This window comes from Shewanella sp. T24-MNA-CIBAN-0130, from assembly GCF_040310185.1.
GTDB classification, from domain to species: Bacteria; Pseudomonadota; Gammaproteobacteria; order Enterobacterales; family Shewanellaceae; genus Shewanella; species Shewanella psychromarinicola.
Genome location: NZ_JBEOPP010000039.1, coordinates 21,472 through 44,259 on the forward strand (window position 1 = coordinate 21,472; position 22,788 = coordinate 44,259).

At 43.1% G+C, this 22,788-nt stretch carries 19 protein-coding genes and 2 pseudogenes; 11 read left to right on the forward strand and 10 right to left on the reverse strand.

Translation table 11 applies throughout. The features are described from left to right. Positions 1-62 precede the first annotated feature (62 nt). Positions 63-644, reverse strand: a complete 582-nt coding sequence (locus AAEZ02_RS15015) for a superinfection exclusion B family protein (RefSeq protein ID WP_372491511.1) — start codon at positions 642-644, stop codon at positions 63-65. A gap of 526 nt (positions 645-1,170) precedes the next feature. Here AAEZ02_RS15015 and AAEZ02_RS15020 point away from each other — a divergent pair. Then, the gene (locus AAEZ02_RS15020) at positions 1,171-1,407 is read left to right on the forward strand and encodes a hypothetical protein (RefSeq protein ID WP_351123840.1); all 237 of its coding nucleotides are present in this window, start codon (positions 1,171-1,173) and stop codon (positions 1,405-1,407) included. Between the two features lie 364 nt (positions 1,408-1,771). Here the strand turns inward: AAEZ02_RS15020 and tcdA are convergent, their stop codons facing one another. Then, positions 1,772-2,575, reverse strand: a complete 804-nt coding sequence (gene tcdA, locus AAEZ02_RS15025) for a tRNA cyclic N6-threonylcarbamoyladenosine(37) synthase TcdA (protein ID WP_198554758.1) — start codon at positions 2,573-2,575, stop codon at positions 1,772-1,774. Between the two features lie 605 nt (positions 2,576-3,180). Here tcdA and AAEZ02_RS15030 point away from each other — a divergent pair. Beyond that, entirely contained in the window at positions 3,181-4,233 is a 1,053-nt protein-coding gene (locus AAEZ02_RS15030) for a porin (protein ID WP_101034755.1), read from the forward strand. A gap of 170 nt (positions 4,234-4,403) precedes the next feature. Here the strand turns inward: AAEZ02_RS15030 and AAEZ02_RS15035 are convergent, their stop codons facing one another. The 4 genes and pseudogenes from AAEZ02_RS15035 to AAEZ02_RS15050 form a co-directional block, all read right to left on the reverse strand. Next, entirely contained in the window at positions 4,404-4,721 is a 318-nt protein-coding gene (locus AAEZ02_RS15035; protein WP_101032933.1) for a putative quinol monooxygenase, read from the reverse strand. 14 nt (positions 4,722-4,735) lie between these two features. After that, complete coding sequence (locus tag AAEZ02_RS15040) at positions 4,736-5,194, reverse strand: GNAT family N-acetyltransferase (RefSeq protein ID WP_124014249.1); 459 nt, start codon at positions 5,192-5,194, stop codon at positions 4,736-4,738. Positions 5,195-5,253: 59 nt separating this feature from the next. Next, a pseudogene (locus AAEZ02_RS15045) lies at positions 5,254-6,885 on the reverse strand (DHA2 family efflux MFS transporter permease subunit). 1 nt (position 6,886) lies between these two features. Beyond that, entirely contained in the window at positions 6,887-7,981 is a 1,095-nt protein-coding gene (locus tag AAEZ02_RS15050; RefSeq protein WP_351075644.1) for an HlyD family secretion protein, read from the reverse strand. A gap of 96 nt (positions 7,982-8,077) precedes the next feature. Between AAEZ02_RS15050 and AAEZ02_RS15055 the strand changes: the two are divergent. Next, a pseudogene (locus tag AAEZ02_RS15055) lies at positions 8,078-9,016 on the forward strand (LysR family transcriptional regulator). Between the two features lie 267 nt (positions 9,017-9,283). Continuing rightward, positions 9,284-9,406, forward strand: a complete 123-nt coding sequence (locus tag AAEZ02_RS15060) for a hypothetical protein (protein ID WP_267898631.1) — start codon at positions 9,284-9,286, stop codon at positions 9,404-9,406. A 480-nt stretch (positions 9,407-9,886) separates the two neighbouring features. On the opposite strand, the gene AAEZ02_RS15065 is transcribed toward AAEZ02_RS15060, so the two are convergent. Together AAEZ02_RS15065 and zntR are read right to left on the reverse strand one after the other, a co-directional pair. Continuing rightward, complete coding sequence (locus AAEZ02_RS15065; protein ID WP_124014245.1) at positions 9,887-11,383, reverse strand: SO_0444 family Cu/Zn efflux transporter; 1,497 nt, start codon at positions 11,381-11,383, stop codon at positions 9,887-9,889. A 2-nt stretch (positions 11,384-11,385) separates the two neighbouring features. After that, a complete protein-coding gene (gene zntR, locus AAEZ02_RS15070) occupies positions 11,386-11,847 on the reverse strand; it encodes a Zn(2+)-responsive transcriptional regulator (protein ID WP_101034756.1) in 462 nt (153 codons plus the stop codon). 308 nt (positions 11,848-12,155) lie between these two features. On the opposite strand from zntR, the gene purH reads away from it, so the two are divergent. From purH to nhaC, 4 genes are all read left to right on the forward strand, one after another. Beyond that, positions 12,156-13,745 (forward strand): bifunctional phosphoribosylaminoimidazolecarboxamide formyltransferase/IMP cyclohydrolase, encoded by a 1,590-nt coding sequence (gene purH, locus AAEZ02_RS15075; RefSeq protein WP_351123842.1) that lies wholly within the window; start codon positions 12,156-12,158, stop codon positions 13,743-13,745. Positions 13,746-13,966: 221 nt separating this feature from the next. Further along, positions 13,967-15,262, forward strand: a complete 1,296-nt coding sequence (gene purD, locus AAEZ02_RS15080) for a phosphoribosylamine--glycine ligase (protein ID WP_351123844.1) — start codon at positions 13,967-13,969, stop codon at positions 15,260-15,262. A gap of 380 nt (positions 15,263-15,642) precedes the next feature. Continuing rightward, positions 15,643-15,873 carry a hypothetical protein gene (locus AAEZ02_RS15085; RefSeq protein ID WP_124014243.1) on the forward strand — a complete coding sequence of 77 codons (231 nt, stop codon included), beginning with the start codon at positions 15,643-15,645 and terminating at the stop codon, positions 15,871-15,873. Positions 15,874-16,734: 861 nt separating this feature from the next. After that, on the forward strand, positions 16,735-18,234 hold the full coding sequence (nhaC, locus tag AAEZ02_RS15090) for a Na+/H+ antiporter NhaC (RefSeq protein ID WP_101032939.1): 1,500 nt from the start codon (positions 16,735-16,737) through the stop codon (positions 18,232-18,234). Positions 18,235-18,287: 53 nt separating this feature from the next. On the opposite strand, the gene AAEZ02_RS15095 is transcribed toward nhaC, so the two are convergent. Then, on the reverse strand, positions 18,288-19,628 hold the full coding sequence (locus AAEZ02_RS15095) for an NAD(P)/FAD-dependent oxidoreductase (RefSeq protein ID WP_124014242.1): 1,341 nt from the start codon (positions 19,626-19,628) through the stop codon (positions 18,288-18,290). A gap of 317 nt (positions 19,629-19,945) precedes the next feature. Next, positions 19,946-20,497 carry a GNAT family N-acetyltransferase gene (locus AAEZ02_RS15100; protein WP_124014241.1) on the reverse strand — a complete coding sequence of 184 codons (552 nt, stop codon included), beginning with the start codon at positions 20,495-20,497 and terminating at the stop codon, positions 19,946-19,948. A gap of 191 nt (positions 20,498-20,688) precedes the next feature. Here AAEZ02_RS15100 and AAEZ02_RS15105 point away from each other — a divergent pair, with 191 nt between their 5' ends. The 3 genes from AAEZ02_RS15105 to AAEZ02_RS15115 all read left to right on the forward strand — a co-directional run bounded on the left by AAEZ02_RS15105 (position 20,689) and on the right by AAEZ02_RS15115 (position 22,717). After that, positions 20,689-21,390 carry a spondin domain-containing protein gene (locus AAEZ02_RS15105; protein WP_124014240.1) on the forward strand — a complete coding sequence of 234 codons (702 nt, stop codon included), beginning with the start codon at positions 20,689-20,691 and terminating at the stop codon, positions 21,388-21,390. 11 nt (positions 21,391-21,401) lie between these two features. Further along, positions 21,402-22,121, forward strand: coding sequence for a spondin domain-containing protein (locus AAEZ02_RS15110; RefSeq protein WP_351075654.1), 720 nt, complete (start codon positions 21,402-21,404; stop codon positions 22,119-22,121). Between the two features lie 110 nt (positions 22,122-22,231). Beyond that, complete coding sequence (locus tag AAEZ02_RS15115) at positions 22,232-22,717, forward strand: response regulator transcription factor (protein WP_351123846.1); 486 nt, start codon at positions 22,232-22,234, stop codon at positions 22,715-22,717. Positions 22,718-22,788 lie beyond the last annotated feature (71 nt).

Here is a 22,788-nt window from a genome sequence, read left to right on the forward strand (position 1 = left end):
CCCCATTTTTTTATCCACTCAGACCGACTTCTAACCGCAACTAACCACAACTAACCACGATATTAGGCTGCATGCTTGCGCGATTGAACCAAGCCATTAATAAAATGTGGTCGCGTTTTGATCAGATAATTCATTTCATCTGCACTCGGCTCACCAGCAGGTAAACGTAATACATCACGATTTAAATAATTACGTGCTTGCATAGAAATTTTGTATTCCGCCGTTGGGCCTTGTATAGCATAGTGACGTTCATTGCCTAGCATTTCGAGTATGCTAGTGTTAACTAAATTTTTAACCGCCAACTCATTTTGCGGCAAGGTTAAAATAGTCTGCCCTTGTAAAAAAAATTCACGTAGCAAGGCTCTTTCTGCAGGATCAAGTAGTTTTACTTTTACTTCAATAGTCTCTACTGTACGTTTTTGACGTAAATATACGATGGACTCATCGACAACAAAGGCAAAAATTTGGCTTAAAAAATAGGCCACACCAATAATTAAGCCTAAGCCAATAAACTGACCATATTCGCTAACGAGTTTGTCTAACGATAAACTCGCCAATAAATATTTAGGCGCAAACAGTAAGCTGGTGCAGGTTACGATAATCCAAGACATTACACTTACGAACAAACGTTTACTGTTCAACATCTTAATTGTTCCTGTTTTCATTTTCATCAGTGATCACCCGCAGTGTCATATTTTTGAACTTATAGAGTTAAAGCAAAATATATGCCATAAATTAGTAGGTAGCCTGGTATTTATGTATGTTTTCCACACTAGATTTGGCCTATCCGACTACGCTTTGAGTAAAAGTATCCCATTGAAATTAACACCATCGAAATTCACTGTAAAATCAGTATTTTGGCAGGTAAATCATCTCCATGATTTTTCATATTGAAGAAAATAGACTGATCGTTATACGATAATGAAGACAAAGCTCTATGACGCGAAAATTAACGCTTTCTATCGTATATTGAGTTGTTTTATGACTATGGTGACAACGGCTTATTAGCTCGGGAGTGATGAGTAAAGTGACCTAGGCGGAATGGACCGGGAGTTTTGGATATAGAAGTAGTACATATAGACCTGCTAGTAGTCGGTATATATGTCATTGATGAACGTTTTTATCAACACCCAACGCCATAGATTAAGCCAATAAGCACACATAACCTACATGTCTATCCGTGATGATAGTAATCAAGAATGGCACTTTGATGAATATAAGAAAACGGCCATCATCGAGAGGCCATTGCCCTCAATTTATACCAATAATGAAAATATTCCTGTTGCAACGCTCATCGAACAAGCCGATCTCAATGTCATTTACGATCATTTGGAGAATAAAGCACGCAAACACTCTTTTTACTCTTCGTTATTCTACTCTTCGTCATTCAATACCTGCCATTACTGACGCCCTAATTTGGCCTAAACGATAGTGATATTTCTACCACTATATGTCGAAGTAACCATAAATGTTGATCAGGGGTTACCGTTATACCCGTTTGCTCACCCAAGCGATCAGTAACCTTATATCAATGTGTATTCTCGTGCTGTTAAACATGCTGCGCACGCGAAAACTCACATTAATGTGGTGACTGAACCCGATAGTATTCATCTGAAAATTTAAACGTAATAGCGCCGTCATTGCCAATGATATCGCCAAAGATATTTTTGAACACATCTTCACTGCCGCTTGGCGGACTAATGTTGGTGGTTAGCGACCTACTGATATTGGTAGAAACTGAAATAGAAGCCTTAAAGGTTTAATAAGCATATTAAGCGGACTTAGCGGCTAATTTAGTCAGCACACGACTAACAGCAACAAAGGCAAACGTTCCCGTTACCATGGTTATGGCGCCAAAACCAGAAGCGCAGTCCATTCGCATACTGCCTTCGGCATTTGCCTTAGTATTGCAAACCGTACCATCAGCTTGGGGATAGACTAAATGTTGGCTCGAAAATACCGCATCAACAGCAAAACGACGTTGGAGGTTTTTAGTAAAATTATAATCTCGGCGTAACAAATTACGCACTTTGGCCAATAAAGGGTCTTGTACTGTCTTAGCGAGATCGGTCACTTGTATGAGCGTCGGATCCGTTTGTCCACCCGCCCCACCGATGGTCACTAAAGGTATTTTATTGCGCTTACACCAAGCAATTAAACCTGCTTTGGGTTTGACGGCATCAATACAGTCAACCACATAATCAATATTGCCCTCTTGTGAGGCGGGCTTAAAATACTCAGCGAGATTTTCTAAACTAATAAAGTCTTCTACTTCATTAACCACACACTCTGGGTTAATTTCACGAATGCGCTTTGCCATAACCTCAACCTTTGACTGGCCAATAGTCGAGGTTAATGCGTGTATTTGACGGTTGGTATTAGTGACACAAATATCATCTAAATCAATGAGGGTGATCTGTCCTATACCACTTCTTGCTAACGCTTCTGCGACCCAGGTTCCGACACCACCGATACCCACAACGACTACATGAGCTTTCGAAAAAGTCGTCAGTGCTGCTTGGCCATATAAACGGCCGACACCCGCAAAACGATGAGTATAAGATTCTGACAACATGAGTTACGCCCTAATTAACAACTATTTTTCGCGGCCAATTTTATACGATTTATCCTCAAAGCTAAATGCTTGTCACGATTAGCTCAATATTAATCTTGTTATTGTCAGTTTGGGCTCCATGAAGAACACCAAATAGTCACATTTTTGAATAATCGATATTGATGATAAAAAATGATTAACTAAAATCTCCAAGTAAAAATCATTTATCAAAAAAAGTTTTAAACCCGTTCAATTAATGATCCGATTAAAATCAATATGTAAAATTTATGATTAAATATTCATAATATGTAAATTAATACGCCAAAAAATTACACTCTCGCAACCTTTGCGGTTGAGCGACAGCCTGTTTATAACCCAATAGAAAATCTCTTAAAGATCTAGATTAAAACAATTCAGTGACTTACATATACCAATGCCCGTGGTGGTCACAGATTTACATACCTATTTTCATCTGGTGCCAGTTTTTTGATCCAGGCCACACTTTGAAAGGAGTAAATCTGAAAAAATGTGCCCCAGATTGTTACAGAGTATAATCTGCAACAAACTTCACTAACTAAAACCATGAAAAATGGATATAGAACATAACGTTCTAGGGAGCATGAATGATGAAAAAGACTTTAATCTCTGCATCGGTAGCATCTGTACTTACATTAGTTTCTTTCGCTACACTTGCTGAAGGCCCAAGTTTCTATGGTCGTTTAGATTTGGCTGTGAGCAACTCTGATCAAGGCGCGACAACTCAAAACACTAAAGAAGGCACTGTATTAGAAAGCAACTTTTCTAACTTAGGTGTTAAAGGTAGTGAGCGCATCAATAACGATATTGAATTGTTATACAAAATGGAATTCCAAGTTGAAAACACTACTCAAACTAAAGACAAGAGTGGTGATAATGTTGTATTTAAAGCGCGTAATACCTATTTAGGTCTTAAAACTAATGCTGGTACAGTGTTAGTCGGCCGTAACGACACCGTATTCAAACAGATTGAAGGTGGTTTCGATGCATTTGGTAACACAAATGCCGATATTGATCGCATGATTGACGATCAAGATCGTGTCGCCGATGCTATTTGGTATTATTCTCCAATGATCGGTGGTTTAGTCACATTAAATGCAACCTATTTAATGGAAGACAACTACACCGATGACGCCGGTAAAGATTCTTATGATGACCAGTATGCATTGAGTGCTACTGTTGGTGATAAGAAATTCAAAGCACACCATTTCTACTTAGCTGCTGGGTATAACACGATTAACGGAACTGATTCTTACCGTGGTGTGGCCCAAGTTAAATTAGGCGACTTTAAAGTTGGTGGTTTATTTCAAAATACAGAAAGCCAAACAAATGACCAAGAAGGTGATTCATTCTTAGTTAATGTCTCTTACAACCTAAACGGCGTAAATCTAAAAGCTGAATACGGTCAAGACGATGCAGGTTATGGTAAATACTTCAAAAACAGCGTTTCTAATGCTGGATCGGTTACTGGCACTGACATTAATGTAACCCAAATAACTGTGGGTGCAGATTATCGTGTATCTAAGTCAACTTTGCTTTATGGTCACTATGCAATGTATGAAGGCGATCATAAAGTTGCCTTAGCAAAAATTGATTTAGAAGATGACAACATCTTTACTGTTGGCGTACGTTACGACTTCTAATCATTCTGGTACTAGCTTCGGCTTAACACCTAAATGAGTTAAAAAATGCCAGTCTGTGAAGACTGGCATTTTTGTGTATGCAATATTGGTGTTTGCAATACCGTTTTGGCAATCTCAACTGATTGTCGATGTTAAACGGGGATAATAAACTGCGCAGTAAAAGAGTCCGGTTAAGCGATCACTTGATTAAACACTTCAACATGATGTGACTCAACCAGTTCTGGCATTACATGGTGAAAATAATGTTGAATAGCCTCTTTGGCGCAATGTTGATCAAATGCTGCACGATCAACAAACTTTTCAACAAAGGCGACTTTATTGTCGTCATCAATACTGACATTCAGTTCATAACGAATACAGCCTACCTCACGTCGAGTATCAGGCACTAAACTCGCCAATGCCGCCACTAAGGCGTCACGTTTGCCCGCTTTAGCCACAAATTGGGCCACACAAACAATTTGCTGGGTGTTAATTGCGTAATCTGACATTATTTTTCCTTACATTAATAAATTAATAACATATCAAGATGCTCAATGCCGTCTTCAAGGTACACATCTGAATTCACAACAAAACCATGTTGTTGATAAAAATGACGTAAATAATCTTGCGCCCCAATCTGGATATTGTCATTGGGCCAATGTTGTTTTGCAATGGCAATAGCAGCTTGCATTAATTGATTAGCGGCGCCATGGCCTCGTGCCGATTTAGCGACAGCAACACGGCCGATACTGGCCTGAGGATAACTGATGCTAGGCGCTAACACGCGGCTATAAGCCACTATATTGCCGAGTTCATCTTGCCCCAGTAAGTGCCTTGTTTGCGGATGTTTATCTTTACCGTCTAACTCAGGATAAGGGCAATTTTGTTCCACCACAAACACATCGACTCGTAATTGTAATAAGCCGTAAAGCTGTTCAAGCGTCAATTCAGAAAAACCAAGGTCTAACCATTCTAATGTCATCACAAACCTTATTTATCTCTGCTCTACTCTCGTCATACTCGCACGCCATATTAGCATGATTAAAGCACCTCGCTGGGCTCATCTGACTGGCTTTTTTCTGGTGGTTTACGGATAAATAGTACGGCTAATACGGCGATAAAAAGAAAACATGCCATAATAAAAAACACATCATTATAGGCTTGAATATACGCTTGTTGTGACATGTTTTTAGCAAGCAAAGCATAAGCCTGTGAATTAGCGCTCACCACATCAGACCCCGCCGTTTGCAGTATCGAACTGGTATGGGCTATATAGTTATAGGCTTGCGCGCTGACGGCAGGTAACGTCTCTTTAATATGCGCTAAATGAACCCTTGCGAGGTTATCGGTTAAGGTTGCTACCAACGCAATACCAAACGCCCCGCCTAAGTTACGCATCACATTGAGCACCGTCGATGCCGAGGCATTTTCATGTGCTTGAAGATGCATTGTCGCCAAAATACTAATAGGTACCAAAATAAACGGTTGGCCTATAGCTCGCACTATTTGCGAGGCAATCATCTGATCGCCAGCATAATCAATAGTCATATGGCTATTCATATAATAACTGGTCGCAAATAAAGCAAACCCAAACGCCGCTAAATAACGCGGATCAAATTTTTGCATTCATTTTGGCACTAATGGCAGCACCAACAGCTGTGGGAAGCCCATCCACATAATCACTTCACCTATTTCTAACGGGGTGTAATCATGAATTTGTGATAGATACAGGGGGATCATGTAAATCGCCCCAAATAGCGCCATACCCAGTAGAAAGTACGCCACAGTCGATAAGGCAAAGTCTCGCTGAGCAAGAAGACGAATATTAACTAATGGTTGCGCTTTACGCAGCTGGATCCAAATAAATAAACTGATATTAACCGCTGCAATAATAGCGAGATTACGAATAAGATCAGATCCAAACCAGTCTTTACGATTGCCTTCTTCTAAAACAACTTCTAGGCAGCCCATACCCAATGCCATGGTCACAATGCCAGCATAATCTGCGTTTTTTAACTTATCCCAAATAATCGGTTTTCGCTCTAAACCATAAGCTAACATCGCCATCACTAATAAACCTGGCGGGACATTGATATAGAATAAATAATGCCAGCTAAATTGTTCAGTTAACCAACCACCCAACGTCGGCCCGATGGAGGGCGCAAATGTGGCTGTCACCCCAAATAGCGCCATGCCTATAGCACGCTTATTATCGGGTAAATACTCAAGAATGAGTCGAAATGCTAACGGAATTAATGCCCCGCCAAAAAAGCCCTGTAAAGCGCGAAAAGCAATCATAGCTTCGAGGTTCCAAGAGAAGGAACATAATATAGAAGCGACAATAAACGCAGCGGTAGTCCACAGTAAATAGCGACGAGTCGATAACCCAGTGCTCAGCCAACCCGACAGCGGAATGGCGATCATCTCCGCCACTAAATAAGCGGTAGCAATCCAGCTACCTTCCTCTAAAGTGGCCCCTAAACTGCCTTGAATTTCTTTCATCGACGCATTGGTGATTTGAATATCCAAAATCGCCATAAATGCGCCAATTAATCCACCAGCAACGGCCACCCAAGATCGCAAACTACCACGCTGATAACCTATCGGTTTGTTATCCACTGTACTCACAGGACTGACTTCAGAAGTATTGACCTCAAAAGCTGATTGGCTCATATCAATGCCCTGCAGTCGCAGATATAGCTTGGCCAACCAGCGCCTTAGCAAGTGCATGTGATTGTGCTGCAGACTCTGTATCGACTTCAACCACCGCACTCAAACCAGGTAGAATACGCCCTATAGCGAATGACGGTTGATCATGCTCAAGACGAATGCGCACCGAAATACGCTGGACAATCTTAGTAAAATTACCGGTAGCATTTTCAGTGGGTAACAAGCTAAATTTAGAACCCGATGCGGGTGCCAAACTGTCGATGAATCCGCTGAACTCATCATCAGGATAGGCATCTAAACTTACCTTAACGGTTTGTCCTGCTTGCATGTGCTCAATTTGAGTTTCTTTAAAGTTAGCCGTTATCCATACTTGGGTATCTGGCACTAAGCTAAACAATGCTTGACCAGGCTGAACATACTGACCGACCATTGCACCGCGCTTACCTATAATCCCTGAAAATGGCGCAGTAACGCGCGTATCGACCAGTTGAATATTAGCTAACTCGACACTGGCCATAGCCTGTTCTACATCCGCTTGCACTTGCAATAACTGAGCATTCAACACCGATAACTCACGTTGTTTAGCGACTAACGCAGCTTGCGCTTCATCAACATGCGCCGATGCAGAGTCGAAACCCGCCTGCAGTTGGTCAACATCATTTTGTGAACTGTAATTACTGACTTTTAATTTCTGTGAACGTTGTAATTGTTGCTGGGCAATTAATTGCTCAGATTGTGAGGCCACTACAGCAGCCTTAGCTTGATTAATTAACGCTTGCTGCAAGTCAACTTTCGCCGCTAAGGTTTGTAGGTTAGCTTGCGAGCTGGCTAACACCGCCTTACCTTGGGCTAGCTTGGCCACAAATTGGCTGTCTTCAAGTTGAGCCAGTAGCTCACCTTTGCTGACATGTTGATTGTCAACCACCGCAGACTGGACAATATAACCTGGCACTTTGACACTAATATTAGAAATATCCGCCTCAACATAGGCATTATCCGTTGACTCGATAAATCGAACTTGTAACCACCAATAAACACCTGCGACAACTAACACAGCGATAATACTTGGCACTAACACTAACCGCTTATTGATAGACATGTTTGACTCCTAATTTATTCTGCTCTAGTTTACTACTGTTTCCTTTAGTTTATTAGATAGTAAAAATTCAACCCACTGTTTCACAGGTGTAACAATATGGACCTCAATCGCGTTCAAATTTTCTCCCAAGTAGTAGAACAAGGCAGTTTTACCGGTGCAGCCAAAGCCCTGGGAATAACCAAAGCCACTGTGAGTCGCAAGGTTGCTGAACTTGAAGTTGATGCCGGGGTGCAACTACTGTTTCGCACCACAAGATCATTAAAACTGACTGAAGCAGGTTCGAGTTATTACCATCGCATCAGTAAAATTCTGCAAGATTTACAAAATGCCGAAGATCTCCTCAGCGCCAGCCAGCAAGAGATTAAAGGCAACTTAAAAGTGATTTGCCCTATCGAGCTCGGTCAATTATATCTAGGTCGTATTCTTGCGCAGTTTCTGGCGACTTATCCTAGTATCACCATTGATGCAGAACTCACTAATCGGAAAGTGGATGTGATAGAAGAAGGCGTCGATTTTCTCTTTCAAATTACCGAACAGCACGACCCTAAGCTGCAAAGTTACGCACTCGTCACCGCCAGTAGACTCTTAATGGCAAGCCCAAATTATCTCAAGCGTCATGGCACACCACAACAACCGCAAGATTTAATGAACCACACCGCGATTAAATTACAGTCTGCCCACATTGATGGTAGTTGGCGGATTTTTGATGGTAACCAATGGGTCTAACTCGATCCTCCAGCACAGCTAAAGGTTAATAATGTCACCTTTGCCCGCGAAGCGGCAATTGAAGGCTTAGGGATCACTGCAGTGCCGGTTTTTATTGCGCAAGAAGCCATCGATAGTCAACAACTGATCCCGATATTAGAAGATTTCCCGATGATGCAAACCAAGGTCACACTCAGCTTCCCACAGCGTGTTTATCTGCCGCGTAAATACCGCGTTTTCGTTGAATTTTTATATGCGGCCTTATTTGAACGCTGGGGTGAGGGTGTACTTGAAATTCCCGATTTTGTCCTGCAAAACAATCATAATTAAAGATGGCATTTTTAGCACAAAATAATCTATAGGATATATAGCTATTTTTAACTGGCTAGGTGCTAATATCAACTTACTAGGTGATTAATTTCGATTATAGAGGTAAGTTCTTTCACACAATTATTTGCAATATCAATGTTAAGTTTGGTTCAGTAAATTGTTAAAAGGCTAAGTGAGTATCTGGTGACTGATTAATAGGCACATTCGATACTGGCACAGAAATTACTATTTATTAGTCACGCATGATGCGTACTAGGAGTCATACCAATGAGCAAAGAACGTAATAATTCAAAAGAAGCGAAGAAAAAACCGGCATTGTCATTAAAAGAAAAACGCGCGGTTAAGCACGCTAAAAATGAACCTGAAAATTTTGCCAGTAAAATCAAATAACCTGTAACTGGTTTTACGTGTAAATAGCGGTTGTTACAGGCTATTTTGCGAGTCGCTTTTTTATAATCCCTATTTGCTTATAAAAAGCTTCATGTACAAATATTATCAGCAACATAAAAATACCGAACCAATGGCTCGGTATTTTTGTTAGTAGCTTATGTTAGTAGCTTATTTCACCGACATTAACACTTGTACTTCACTGCCACTTTAAACTGCCAAACAGATTTGTTGATGTCATAAGTATGGAAACTATAGGTCTCGATACTATCTTGCCCAAATGGAATAGAATAAATCCCTCCCCCCTTCGTAGCATGGTCGCATCGTAGTCATTAGCCACTACCTGAGCGCTGTTAAATCGTCGAGATTCAATTCCCCCCACATTGTTAGGTTAAGGTTCGCTCACTAAAAAAGCCAGTGACGTTATCACTGGCTTTCTGATTTTGGTTAACTCATGTTGGCAAACCGATTGAGATTAACTGATTATGAACAACAGCTTTTCTCTTTATTGCCTTTAGGGATCTTATCCCACAACACTTTTGCCATTAACACCGCAAGTACAATCCCAGCCACAGCGACAACACCTTCTGGTAATAAAGCGTGTTCTTCACCAATTTGCGGCATAACTTCAAAGCCAAAGGTGGCAACAAGATAATTAACGAGTACTCCAAATACCAAAGAGACGCCAATCACCCCGCCTAAATAGCCAAATAATGCCCGTTTACCTAACTCCTTGGTTACCACACCTAAGGTCGCAATATTAGTTGCCGGCCCTGCCATCATAAACACCAATACGGCACCTGGAGACACCCCTGCTAATAGTAGACCAGCAGCAATAGGTGTTGAGGCGGTGGCGCAGATATACATTGGGATCGACACTAATACCATCACTAGCATGGCTAAAATACCATCGCCCCATTTAACTAAAAAGTCAGCAGGCACGTAAGTCTGTACTAGCGCCGCAAAAAATAATCCCACCAGTAACCACAAGGTAGTGTCTCTGACTAAATCGGTGGCCGCATAATGCAGCCCAGACAAGACTCGACTGAACACGCTATTTTGCTTCAACTGCGTTGCTATGTCTTGAGTCGATGCGCAGCAGCTGGCTTCATCGGCGCTTTCGCTAGGTGGTTGGCTTGCTGTTGATGCGCAACAACTGCTTGCTGGTGCAGTGTCAACTTGTGACACGGTTTTACTACTGCAACAGCTTGATTTAATAGTTTCAACACTCGGTTCAGCTTTTTGTTTAGTGCTGCAACACGTTCCAGCAGGTTTAGGTTCTGCGGCCTGGTCAGCGGCTTTACTACCGCAACAACTACTTTGCTTTGCTCCTGTCACATTGCCAGCAAGTGGACGAGCTGGCGCCATTGGAGTCAAGAGCGACTTTGGCATAACTGCTTCGGATTTAATCGCAGTCATTTTTACACTGGCATTTTGCATTGTGCTAGTGGTTGTTTTAGATGGTGATGTTGATTCAGATGTAGTTGGTGATTTAGATCCACAGCATGACGAAACAGGCTTGGCACTAGCAGGTGAATCATTGGATGCTGTTCCGTTAGATGAAGCTGACGCGGCAATACCATCATCGTCATCACGACCCACTAATAAACCGGCCACAATTGCACTGGTAATGGCTGCAATAGGTCGCACAATGGCCATAAAAGGCCCAAGTAGCACATAAGATACGGTTATCGAATCAACCCCGGTTTCTGGGGTTGACACTAAAAAAGAGGTGGTCGCGGCTTTTGAAGCGCCAGAACGACGCAAACCCACCGCTGCGGGAATGACGCCACACGAACACAAAGGTAAAGGCGCACCTAATAATGCTGCTTTTACAACGGTTTTAATCCCGTGTCCACCAAGTTGCTTTTGCATCCATGCCATTGGCACAAATACCTTTAACAACCCAGCAAGCACCAAACCAAGTAACAACCAAGGCGCTGATTCTAAAAATAAGTGGATAAAATTGGTCAATAACATTGTTAATCCTTACGACCTGATTGGGCAAAGTGATGATGTTCTTTTTCAGCAATAATGTCTTTATCAGAGGACTCTAACGCTTCGAGTATTGAGCAATGTTCGGCACTATCATGGCCACCACAGCAAGTATTTGATAAACTTTTTAGTGAGGTTGCAAAATGCTGTAACTCGGCTAATTTGGCTTCCACTTGCTCAAGCTTGGTATCCACTAAGCCTTTAACATCAGCACAAGCGCGGTTGGTTTTATCGACTTCGATAGACAATAATTCTGCAATGTCATTGAGCGAAAAACCGACGGCTTTGGCTCGTAAAATAAATTTAAGTTGCTCGGAATCGCTATGGTTATACAATCGATATCCAGCATCAGACCGGCTTGATGGCGACAGCAAACCGTGCTTTTCGTAAAACCGTAATGTGTCAGCCTTAATGTCATACAAGGCAGAAAGTTCGCCTATTCGATACATAATATGTTCAGCCATTGATTGCATAATTAACGTAAGTATAAACCTTAGAGTTTAATCCAAGGTCAAGGGTTTTTGAATGATTATTCTTACGTATCTTTGTTCTTATTTCAATATTGTGAAATTACACAGAAAAAACACCTAATAGAAGCTCTTTACGATAAAATACGCCCGCCTGATCACGATACAGATAACCTAGAAGGTGTAACCACAATAAGAATTCACGGTGAGGGACTTTGGTAAAGCAGACTTTTTGATGATTCTATTTTACGAAAGATCCTTTAAATCAAACTAGTGGACCCTGTACCTAAATGAATAATGTCAGACCAATTCGTCGCGCGCTATTAAGCGTATCAGATAAAACTGGGATCCTTGAGTTTGCACAAGCGCTGCATGCACAAGGTGTTGAACTCCTGTCTACGGGTGGTACTGCAAAATTACTTGCGGCCAATAACATTCCGGTCATTGAAGTTTCTGACTACACAGGTCACCCAGAAATTATGGATGGTCGTGTTAAAACACTGCACCCAAAAATTCACGGCGGCATTTTAGCCCGTCGCGGCATTGACGAAATCGTCATGGAACAAAACGCTATTAAGCCTATTGATTTAGTTGTGGTTAACTTATACCCATTCGCAGAAACCGTTGATAAGCCAGGTTGCACCTTAGCGGACGCGGTCGAAAACATCGACATTGGCGGCCCAACAATGGTTCGCTCAACCGCTAAAAACCACAAAGACACCACCATAGTGGTCAATGCCAAAGATTACCCCCGTGTGATCACTGAAATGCAAGCTAACAATGGCAGCACAACATTAGCAACGCGTTTTGACTTAGCCATTGCCGCCTTTGAACACACCGCCGCTTATGACGGTATGATAGCCAATTACTTCGGCACTATGGTTCCCGCACACAGCACCGATGAATGCCATGATGATTCAACGTTTCCACGCACGTTTAATTCTCAGTTTGTTAAGAAGCAAGACTTACGTTACGGTGAAAATAGTCACCAGAAAGCAGCTTTTTATGTAAACACCAATATAGATGAAGCCTCTGTTGCTAGCGCAATTCAGTTACAAGGTAAGGCACTGTCTTACAATAATATTGCTGACACAGATTCTGCCCTTGAATGCGTAAAAGAGTTTGAAGGCCCTGCGTGCGTTATCGTTAAACATGCTAACCCTTGTGGTGTAGCATTAGGTGCTAACCTGTTAGAAGCCTATGATCGTGCATTTAAAACCGACCCAACCTCAGCGTTTGGTGGCATCATCGCCTTTAACCAAGAATTAGACGCAGACACAGCGCAAGCCATTGTTGACCGTCAGTTTGTTGAAGTGATCATCGCCCCTAAAGTGAGCCAAGCCGCGCGCGACATCATTGCCGCTAAAGCTAATGTGCGATTACTTGAATGTGGCCAGTGGAATACTAAGACCACCAGCTTAGACTACAAGCGCGTTAACGGTGGATTGTTAGTGCAAGACCGCGACCAAGGCATGGTGAACTTAGCCGACGTTAAAGTGGTGTCTAAGCGTCAACCGACTGCAAGCGAACTAAAAGACTTAATGTTCTGCTGGAAAGTGGCCAAGTTTGTTAAATCTAACGCCATTGTTTACGCCAAAGACGGTATGACCATAGGTGTGGGCGCAGGCCAAATGAGCCGCGTTTACTCAGCCAAAATAGCGGGTATTAAAGCCGCAGATGAAGGCCTAGTGGTTGAAAATTCAGTAATGGCATCTGATGCCTTCTTCCCCTTCCGTGATGGTATCGATGCAGCCGCGGCTGCAGGTATTAGCTGTATCATCCAACCAGGTGGCTCAATTCGTGATGAAGAAATCATCGCTGCTGCCGACGAGCATGGTATGGCGATGGTATTGACTGGCATGCGTCACTTCCGTCATTAATAAACTCTGATATCAAATATGGGTATCGCTTTTCTATCGTGCTTTTAGCTAAATGATGTTTGCCAAAGAGATGACAAGCGATACTGTTTACATTTTGTGTTAAACGAATTAGAGCATAGCCATTTTTTCTGGTTCAATGAAAGCACATGCAGCTTATCAGTATAGGTGAGCATGCTTGAAGCAGAAATTGACACAATAACGCAGCGATAAAAGGATTAAAAATGAGAGTACTTGTTATTGGCGGCGGCGGACGTGAACATGCGTTGGCGTGGAAAGCAGCCCAATCAGCACAAGTTGACACTGTATTTGTTGCTCCAGGTAATGCCGGCATAGCCTTAGAACCCAAATTAGAAAACCTTGCCATTGATGTTGAACAAATTGACGAATTGGTTGCATTTGCCAAAGACAATGCCATTGCGATTACGATTGTCGGCCCTGAAGTGCCATTAGCGTTAGGCGTAGTCGATGCCTTTAATGCGGCTGGTTTAGCTATTTTTGGTCCAACAAAAGGCGCGGCGCAGCTTGAATCTTCAAAAGCGTTCACTAAAGATTTTTTAGCTCGTCATCATATTCCAACGGCAGCGTATTCAAACTTCACTGATATTGCGCCAGCAAAAGCTTACGTTACTGAACTCACGACTAAAACCGGTTTTCCTATCGTCATTAAAGCCGACGGTTTAGCGGCTGGTAAAGGGGTGATCATCGCAGCTGACCAAACCCAAGCCAATGAAGCCATTGACGATATGCTTGCGGGCAATAAGTTTGGCGATGCCGGTTCACGCGTAGTGATTGAAGAGTTTTTAACCGGCGAAGAAGCCAGTTTTATCGTCATGGTAGACGGCAAAAACATTCTTGCTATGGCCACCAGCCAAGACCATAAAGCCCGCGATAATGCTGACCAAGGCCCGAATACTGGCGGAATGGGCGCATACTCTCCCGCGCCTGTCGTCACCCAAGCCGTTCACGATTGGACTATCGCCAATGTGATCCGCCCAACGGTAGATGGCATGGCAGCAGAAGGTAATGTTTACACCGGTTTCTTATACGCTGGGCTGATGATTTCGCCTGATGGTAGCGCTAAAGTACTTGAATATAACTGCCGTTTTGGTGACCCAGAAACCCAACCGATCATGATGCGTTTACAGTCTGATATTGTTGAGCTTTGCTTAGCCGCGACCCGTGGTGAATTAGACCAAGTCACCGCAGAGTTTGACCCTCGCGCTGCAGTCGGTGTCGTCATGGCAGCCGGTGGGTATCCTGACGCTTATAACAAAGGCGATGTGATTGACGGGTTAAGCCTTGGCGATACTCACGCTAAAGTATTCCATGCTGGTACTCGCATCAAAGATGGCCATGTTGTCACTAACGGTGGCCGCGTTTTATGTGCCACCGCATTAGGAAACACAGTGACAGAAGCGCAACAAGCGGCTTATGCGTTAGTCGATACCATCCATTGGGATGATGTGTACTTTCGCACCGATATTGCCTATCGCGCAATAGCACGTGAAAACGCATAAACTGATAAGCGCTCATCTGCAATACCCCAAATCAGCCCTGTGAACAACGCAGGGTTTTTTATTGATGTCCCATAAATGAGTCATTAATACAAAGTGGTTCATACTTTCAAATAAAGGCTTATTAATCTCAACAGGGATAAGAGAAGCTGCAATCGATTCCATTAACGCTAACGCGTAAATTGATTGAGTTTTGTCTGATACCAAATAACGTGCCATTATAATTATAGATGCTTCATTAGTATTCAATAATCAATTATTTTGTGATGCACATCACAAAAGCACCTTCATCCATGGTGCATCCTATAATCAATAGTCACTGCGATCAAATATGATGGCTGAGGCTAACATGATGTAAAAAATGATTATTTTTGGAGGATGAAATGAAATACTCTACCAGCGACCTGATTTATGAAGGTGAAAAGTCAGGGGTTCATAATTGGAACACGGTATCAGGTACCTCTTTCTATTGGCATCCTGATTGGTTACATATCGCAGAAGATATGACCGGCCATAATGCTATGGCTCATATTACCCCAAGCAAAGATAAAGCTGATAAGTCAGATGCGGAAAACGCTATTGTAAAACATTTAAATAATACCACGCCAAAGTAAGCACTTTGCGGGAGCCTTGCTGTTATAAGGCTTGGTGTAGACCTAAAACATCAAGGATCTCGCGAGCATCAGTTTTAATCTGAATAATCCTATGTTCAATTCTCAGGAATTCTTTAGCCAAAAAGATAATCAAGCCCATCGCCTTCAAGCCTAGTTTTATTACCTTGTCTCTTGTCTATAATCATACACATCAAGATCAAGCATTTGACCTTGATATATCTTTTCTACCAATCCGTTGGCAGCGGGCCTGTGCGGTCTATTTTTTTGCGTTCTTGGCGGTCAACTATCATGCTTACTTTGTTTTTATTCATTTGCCCTTAGGCTTAAAAAGTGGGTAACGCTATAGCAGGTGTCATAAACCCTCATCATCAATAACTTTTCAACGATATAACTTAAATGACAGTATGGAAAAACTAGCAGACTTAGTCTCAACTTGATGATGGTATTGTAATAAGGGAATGGTGATAGAAAGGAGCTTGAGTGGCCCAATAGGCCAACAAATGTCAGTCGATAATGATTTTTTCTGTTGAGATAATCACAGAAATAACATCAAAAAATGCAGTAAAGATAAAAGTAGATGTTAGTATCACCAGACAACAAACTCAAATACTTATGCAAACCCTAACAACCAATTAGCATATTTAGCCACATAAAGTAATTAACCAAGCACACCGCTCAATAACGGCAACAATATCTCTCGCAAAAAAATATTACTCAAGCCTAACAATGTTCGACTTGTGGCGGGTTTTTATGTCAGGATATAACCTTGTTACAAATAAGTTGCTAACTTATTACAATAACACTTAGCCAGCTCACACGAATGAGATATTGGTCAAAAATAATAACAACAAAGGAAGTAATATGTCTCAAGCGGCGCCATCTAACCCGTCTCCTCCCGAGCACAAGCAACCCAGCTTGCTTGATGCTCTTATCCCCGTTTTTTCCCTTATTATTATGCTTGCAGCGGCGGTTTATCTATTTTCGTCAGACAGCTCATCTGGCGCGAACCAAATCGCATTAGTGTTAGCGGCGTGTATTGCGATGATTATCGGTTATAAAAATGGTTATAGCTGGAACCAAATGGAACGCGGTATAGTCAAAAGTATTGGGGTTGCCACTGGCGCATTATTAATTTTATTTAGTGTGGGTTCACTGATTGGTACGTGGATTTTAGCCGGTACAGTGCCGACGATGATTTATTACGGTATGCAAATTCTTAACCCAGACTATTTTTATGCCGCTTGCTGCTTATTATGTGCAGTTGTCGCACTTAGTATTGGTAGCTCTTGGACGGTGGCCGGTACATTGGGTATTGCCTTAGTGGGTATTTCCTCTGCCATGGGGTTAGACGTCAATATCACCGCGGGCGCTATCATCAGTGGCGCTTATTTTGGTGACAAAATGTCGCCAATGTCTGATACCACCAACCTTGCACCCGCAGTCGCGGGCACTGATATTTTTAGCCATATCCGCCACATGACCTGGACCACGGTACCGAGCATTATTATTGCCCTCATTGGATTTATCTTTTTAGGTCTTACCGCAGACGCTGCGCCCATTGAAAATCAACTCGTAGATACTTTGGCTTTATTGGATAAGACCTACAATCCAGGAATACATTTGCTGATCCCGTTGTTAGTGGTGTTGTATTTAGCCAATCGCAGAATGCCAGCATTCCCAACGGTAATACTAGGCACCTTGGCTGGCGCAGTTTGCGCGGCATTATTTCAGTTTGATAACGTCATTGATTTTGTCCATGACGACACCCTATTGCCGATGGTGGCGTTGGTAAAAGGCTTATGGATTGCCATGTTTGACGGTTATGTGGCCAATACCGGTGATGAAGTATTAGATAATTTATTAAGCCGCGGCGGCATGAGCAGCATGGTGACCACTGTGTGGCTAATTCTTTGTGCAATGGCCTTTGGCGGCGTGATGGAAGTCACTGGGTTATTAAACCGTATTTTAGAAAGTATTCTTACCGTGGTGACAGGGACCACCAGCTTGATCATTACCACCCTTGGGGTATGTATTGGCGCTAATATTATTACTGCCGATCAATATATTGCCATCGTGCTGCCCGGTAGAATGCTAAAAGTAGAGTACACTCGCCGTAAGTTGGCGGCGGTTAATTTAAGCCGCACCTTAGAAGACTCAGCCACAGTGACTAGTCCACTGGTTCCGTGGAATACCTGTGGTGCCTTTATGGCCAGTACGCTTGGCGTCGCTACAATAGCTTACCTGCCGTACGCCTTCTTTAACTTAGTCTGTCCTCTTATCAGTGCCTCTTATGCCTATTTTAATTTTAAAATTGAGCCATTAGACGAAACTAGGATCAGCACTGGCGAAGTAGTCGGTTAACTAAAAAGTAGTCGGTTAACTAAGAAGTGGTCGGTTAACTAAGAAGTGGTCGGTTAACCAAAGCGGTCTTTTAACCAACCATAATGATAGTAACCCCATTGCCCAAGGCGCCTTGCTTGGGTAAAGGGAAATTGGGGTAGCGGTTGTTGATATAAAGGCAGGTTAGGTAAGGTTTCACCGGCAATACTTTGCGCTAAACGAAACGCCGCTTGGCTACTAAAAGACACTCCAGCACCGCAATATCCTAAGCTATAACCCACGCCCCCTTTGCTGTACACATGAGGCATATCATCCATTGCCGCAGCAATCCATCCGGTCCAGTTATAGGCAATCGCTTTACTCGTTAAGCTGGGGAAACACTTATTTAACGCCATCTTTAAGCGCTCAGCGTAAATAGGCTTATCTGCATCTTTACCCCATACCGCGCCGCGACCACCAAACAACAAGCGGTTGTCGGGTAATAATCGGTAATAGTATTTTAAAATGCGGGTATCCATGGTCACCTGATGAGTATGCAAACCGGCTGCCACGCTTTCTTGCTCACTCAATGGTTCAGTTACAATGACATTGCTTAATATCGGTAAAAACTTATCGTCTACACCTTGATTAAAACGTTTGGGGGTATAAGCGTTACCCGCCATAATCACCTTGTTGGCAGTCAGCTCGCCTTTATCGGTGATTAAACGGTGCTTGCCGCCCTCCTCAATCCAATCTACTACACACGATTGCTCAGAAATCGTCACGCCTTGGTTTTGTACCATCGACTTATAACCCAGTAGTAATTTAAGCGGATTTAAGCCAAAGCCATCTTTTAAGCGCAGAGCACCATAGGCTTGATGATGATCTAAATACTGCGCCCGAAAGTCTTGGCTTGAGATAAATTCAGCACCTGAGTCTTGGCTGTCGGCTAAATGTTGTTGAATATAGTTAGCGGCGTTTTGCAGTGACACCAGCGCCTTGGGATTATGCGCCACTTTTAAATATCCCGTTTCTTGAGGCTCACAGGCGATATTATGTTGTTTGATTAACCCATCAACTCGGGCGACCGCTTGGGTGAATTCATCAAAAATACCTTTGGTGGTGGCTAAGTCCCAGCGCTGAGTCATGGCCGCATAACCTAAACGACCCGAACCTTTTAACACAAAACCGGCATTGCGAGCGCTAGCACCAAACCCCACCTGATTAGCCTCTAACACCTGACAATCAATATTAAACTCGGTGGCTAAATAGTATGCGGTTAACAAGCCGGTGTAGCCACCGCCGACAATAGCCACATCGGTTTGTTGGCGGCCAGACAATGCAGCTGTTGGTGCGGGTAATGCTTGGGTGCTCGCCCAATAGCTAGGAGCAAACGTTTGATTGTTGGGATGGGTGTTAATCAGCGGATCGTACATATTCATCTTCTTGTTATTATTGATTATTAGGGTCTGTTGATCTTTCAAGGTTGGTTTTGCAGCGAATTGTTGTTCATTTGTACAAGGCAGAGACTTTGTGGTGTAGTTATTCTACACAAAAAGTCGATAACGCAGTAAAAATGACCAACAAACGCTGCCCGTAGGGTTCGGCTAAAAACATTTTACTCTTTGTTGAGTCACTCTTCGTTAAGTAAAAGTAGCTTAGATTGCTAGGCAGCAATCCACTCGCCTCGATTAAAACGTTTTTATCTCGAACAAAATTCAACCAGCAAAGATCAACAGACCCTAGAATGTCGTTAAAAAACCAGTAGCATTTCACAGGCAACACAGTGGCAATCTTCACCACACAATACACAGATATAATCTTCGCCCATATAACGTTGATGCCAGCGCTGTGGGTGTTGCGCAATTAACTGCCCGCCCGCCTTAGTAAAATAGCGTACCGCGGCATTGTTAGGGCTTTGCTGCCATAAATGGCTCACGCCAGCCTTAGCACCCTGAGCAATAACTGCCGCTTTAGACGCCGCTAATAATTTACCACCAAGCCCTTGGCCTCGGCCAGATTCAGCAATAGTGTTTGATTTGAAATAACACACATCGTCAAAATCAACACCCCACTTATCCACCGAACACCATTGGTCTTGCGGCCATTGTCCTGCAGCATAGGTTAACCGAAAGCCGATAAGTTGCTCATTTTCAAGCGCGACAAAATTGGCATTAATGCCATTTTTAATGCCTTTGTGATAAATAGCTGTCAGTTCAGCGATATCCATATAACCACTGCCGTGAACTATTTCCCCCAAGGCTATCACTGCATCAAAGTCGGCGGCAGTCAGTTGTCTAATCATTGTTAACCTATTTTCTTCAGCTGTTAACGCCACGCTTAACATTAGTGGATATGAGCTATTGTTGGTTTTAGCACACCATATCACACGTCATTATCGGTAAGTTAACGATGTTAACCTTTTGTGATAATTTGGCGATAAGTAGGTGAGATCCTTTGTTCATACTGGTTGCAATTAAACAAAGGAGCTCGGTTATGAAACGTACACTAGTGACTGCAAGTCTTATGGCTGCTGGATTATTCAGCCTACCCACGTTCGCTGCTGACATTGAAGTTAGCGTGACAAACTTAACTCACGGAAATCACTTCACCCCACTGTTAATTGCAGCCCACGACGCTGACAGCCATTTGTTTCAAGTCGGTACCCAAGCCTCTGCAGCATTACAAAAAATGGCTGAAGGCGGTGATATTGGCGACTTAGATGCTGCTGTAACCGGTAATGCAGGTGTGACATCAGCTAACCCGGCAATGGGTTTGCTTGCTGCTGGCGCCAATGTCAGTGACGTAATGCTTGATACTGGCGACAACACCCATTTATCTATCGTAGCCATGGTGTTGCCCACTAACGATGCCTTTATGGGCTTAGATGCTTGGGAAATCCCTACCGAAGCGGGTACGTACACTATGTATGTCAATGCTTATGATGCGGGCACAGAAGCCAATGATGAAATCATTAATGGCGGCGGCATGTCAGGCGTACCGGGTATTCCTGCGGCACCTAGTGGTGACGGTGGAGCCAATGGCACTGGCGTGATGGACAATTCTGACAACATCAATGTGCATACTCACCCTGGCATTTTAGGTGACATGGACCCTGCTGGCGGTATGAGTGACCTAGACAGTCGCGTTCATCGCTGGTTGAACCCTGTAGCCAAAGTTGTGGTGACAGTAAAATAAGGAGGTAGCCCATGAAACGCACTGACTTTACACTTAAGCCCAGCTTAATCGCCATGCTGGCTGCTGCAACACTGCTTACTGCCTGTGGTGATGACGATGATGATACTGTTGTTGTCACCCCGCCAGCTCCAGTGATGCAAACCTTCACTGTGACCGTGACTAACCTGACGGCTAACCAACCAATGTCGCCGGTTATTCTGGCCTCTCATGCTAGTGATGCCATGTTATGGAACGCCGGTGAAATGGCTAGCGAAGCACTCGAGAAAATGGCTGAAGCTGGTGATACTGCCGACATAGCTGCACTAAGCGTGATCGAAAGCAGCGTTAACGGCACCGGTTTATTAATGCCTGGCATGTCAGAAACGCTGACGCTGACTTTAGATGAAGCCGACGTAGCGAGCATTAGTTTGGCCACCATGTTGGTTAACACTAACGATGCCTTTACCGGTATTAATAATTACACCATTGCCGGTATGGAAGTGGATGCAACAACCGCGATGAAGTTTATGGCTTATGATGCTGGCACTGAAGCCAACAGTGAAGCCAAAGGCACTATGCCAGGTCCTGCTGATGGCGGCGAAGGTTTTAACGCCAGCCGTGATGATGTCGACTTTGTCCATATTCATCCTGGTGTTATTTCAATGTACGATGGCTTAGCCGATTCAGTACTGGGGGCATCGCATCGTTTTGATAACCCGGTATTAGCCGTCACCATTATGCGTACTGAATAATCTTAATCGGTCGTATCGACTGAATGAATTTCAACCACATTGAAATTTATTCTCCTCAAAGCGGGTCTAAGTATTAATGCAATTACTGGATTTGCTTTGAGGAAGTCACCATGAATGGAACCGCGAAACATAATGGCCATGTTTGTCCGCAACATATTTTGTTAGTAGAAGACGAACAAGACTTGGCTAAGTTAATCATACTTAACCTCAAAACACTCAACTACAGCGTCGATCACGCCACCACCTTGAAGCAAGCCATGCACATTATCGAACATAAAAAACTCGACCTCATTTTAATGGATCGCATGCTCCCCGATGGTGATGGCATTATATTGTGTGAGCAACTACGCCAAGCCGGTAAGGAAGTCCCGTTGATGCTATTAACCGCCAAAGATTCAGAAGCAGATGTGGTACTGGGCCTTGAAGCAGGAGCAGATGATTACCTGGTCAAACCCTTTAGCGTATTAGAGCTGCGGGCACGGGTAAAAGCACTATTAAGACGCGGTAAAGCCCAACATGAACAAACCCAACAAATTGAATTTAACAGTGTAACCATTAACGCCAGTACCCGTGAAGTCACCGCGTTTAATAAGTAAGCGCTCAATTAACCGCACATACCAATAACCTTCAAATGTGACATGATTATTTCCTAACTAAATCTAGGAAA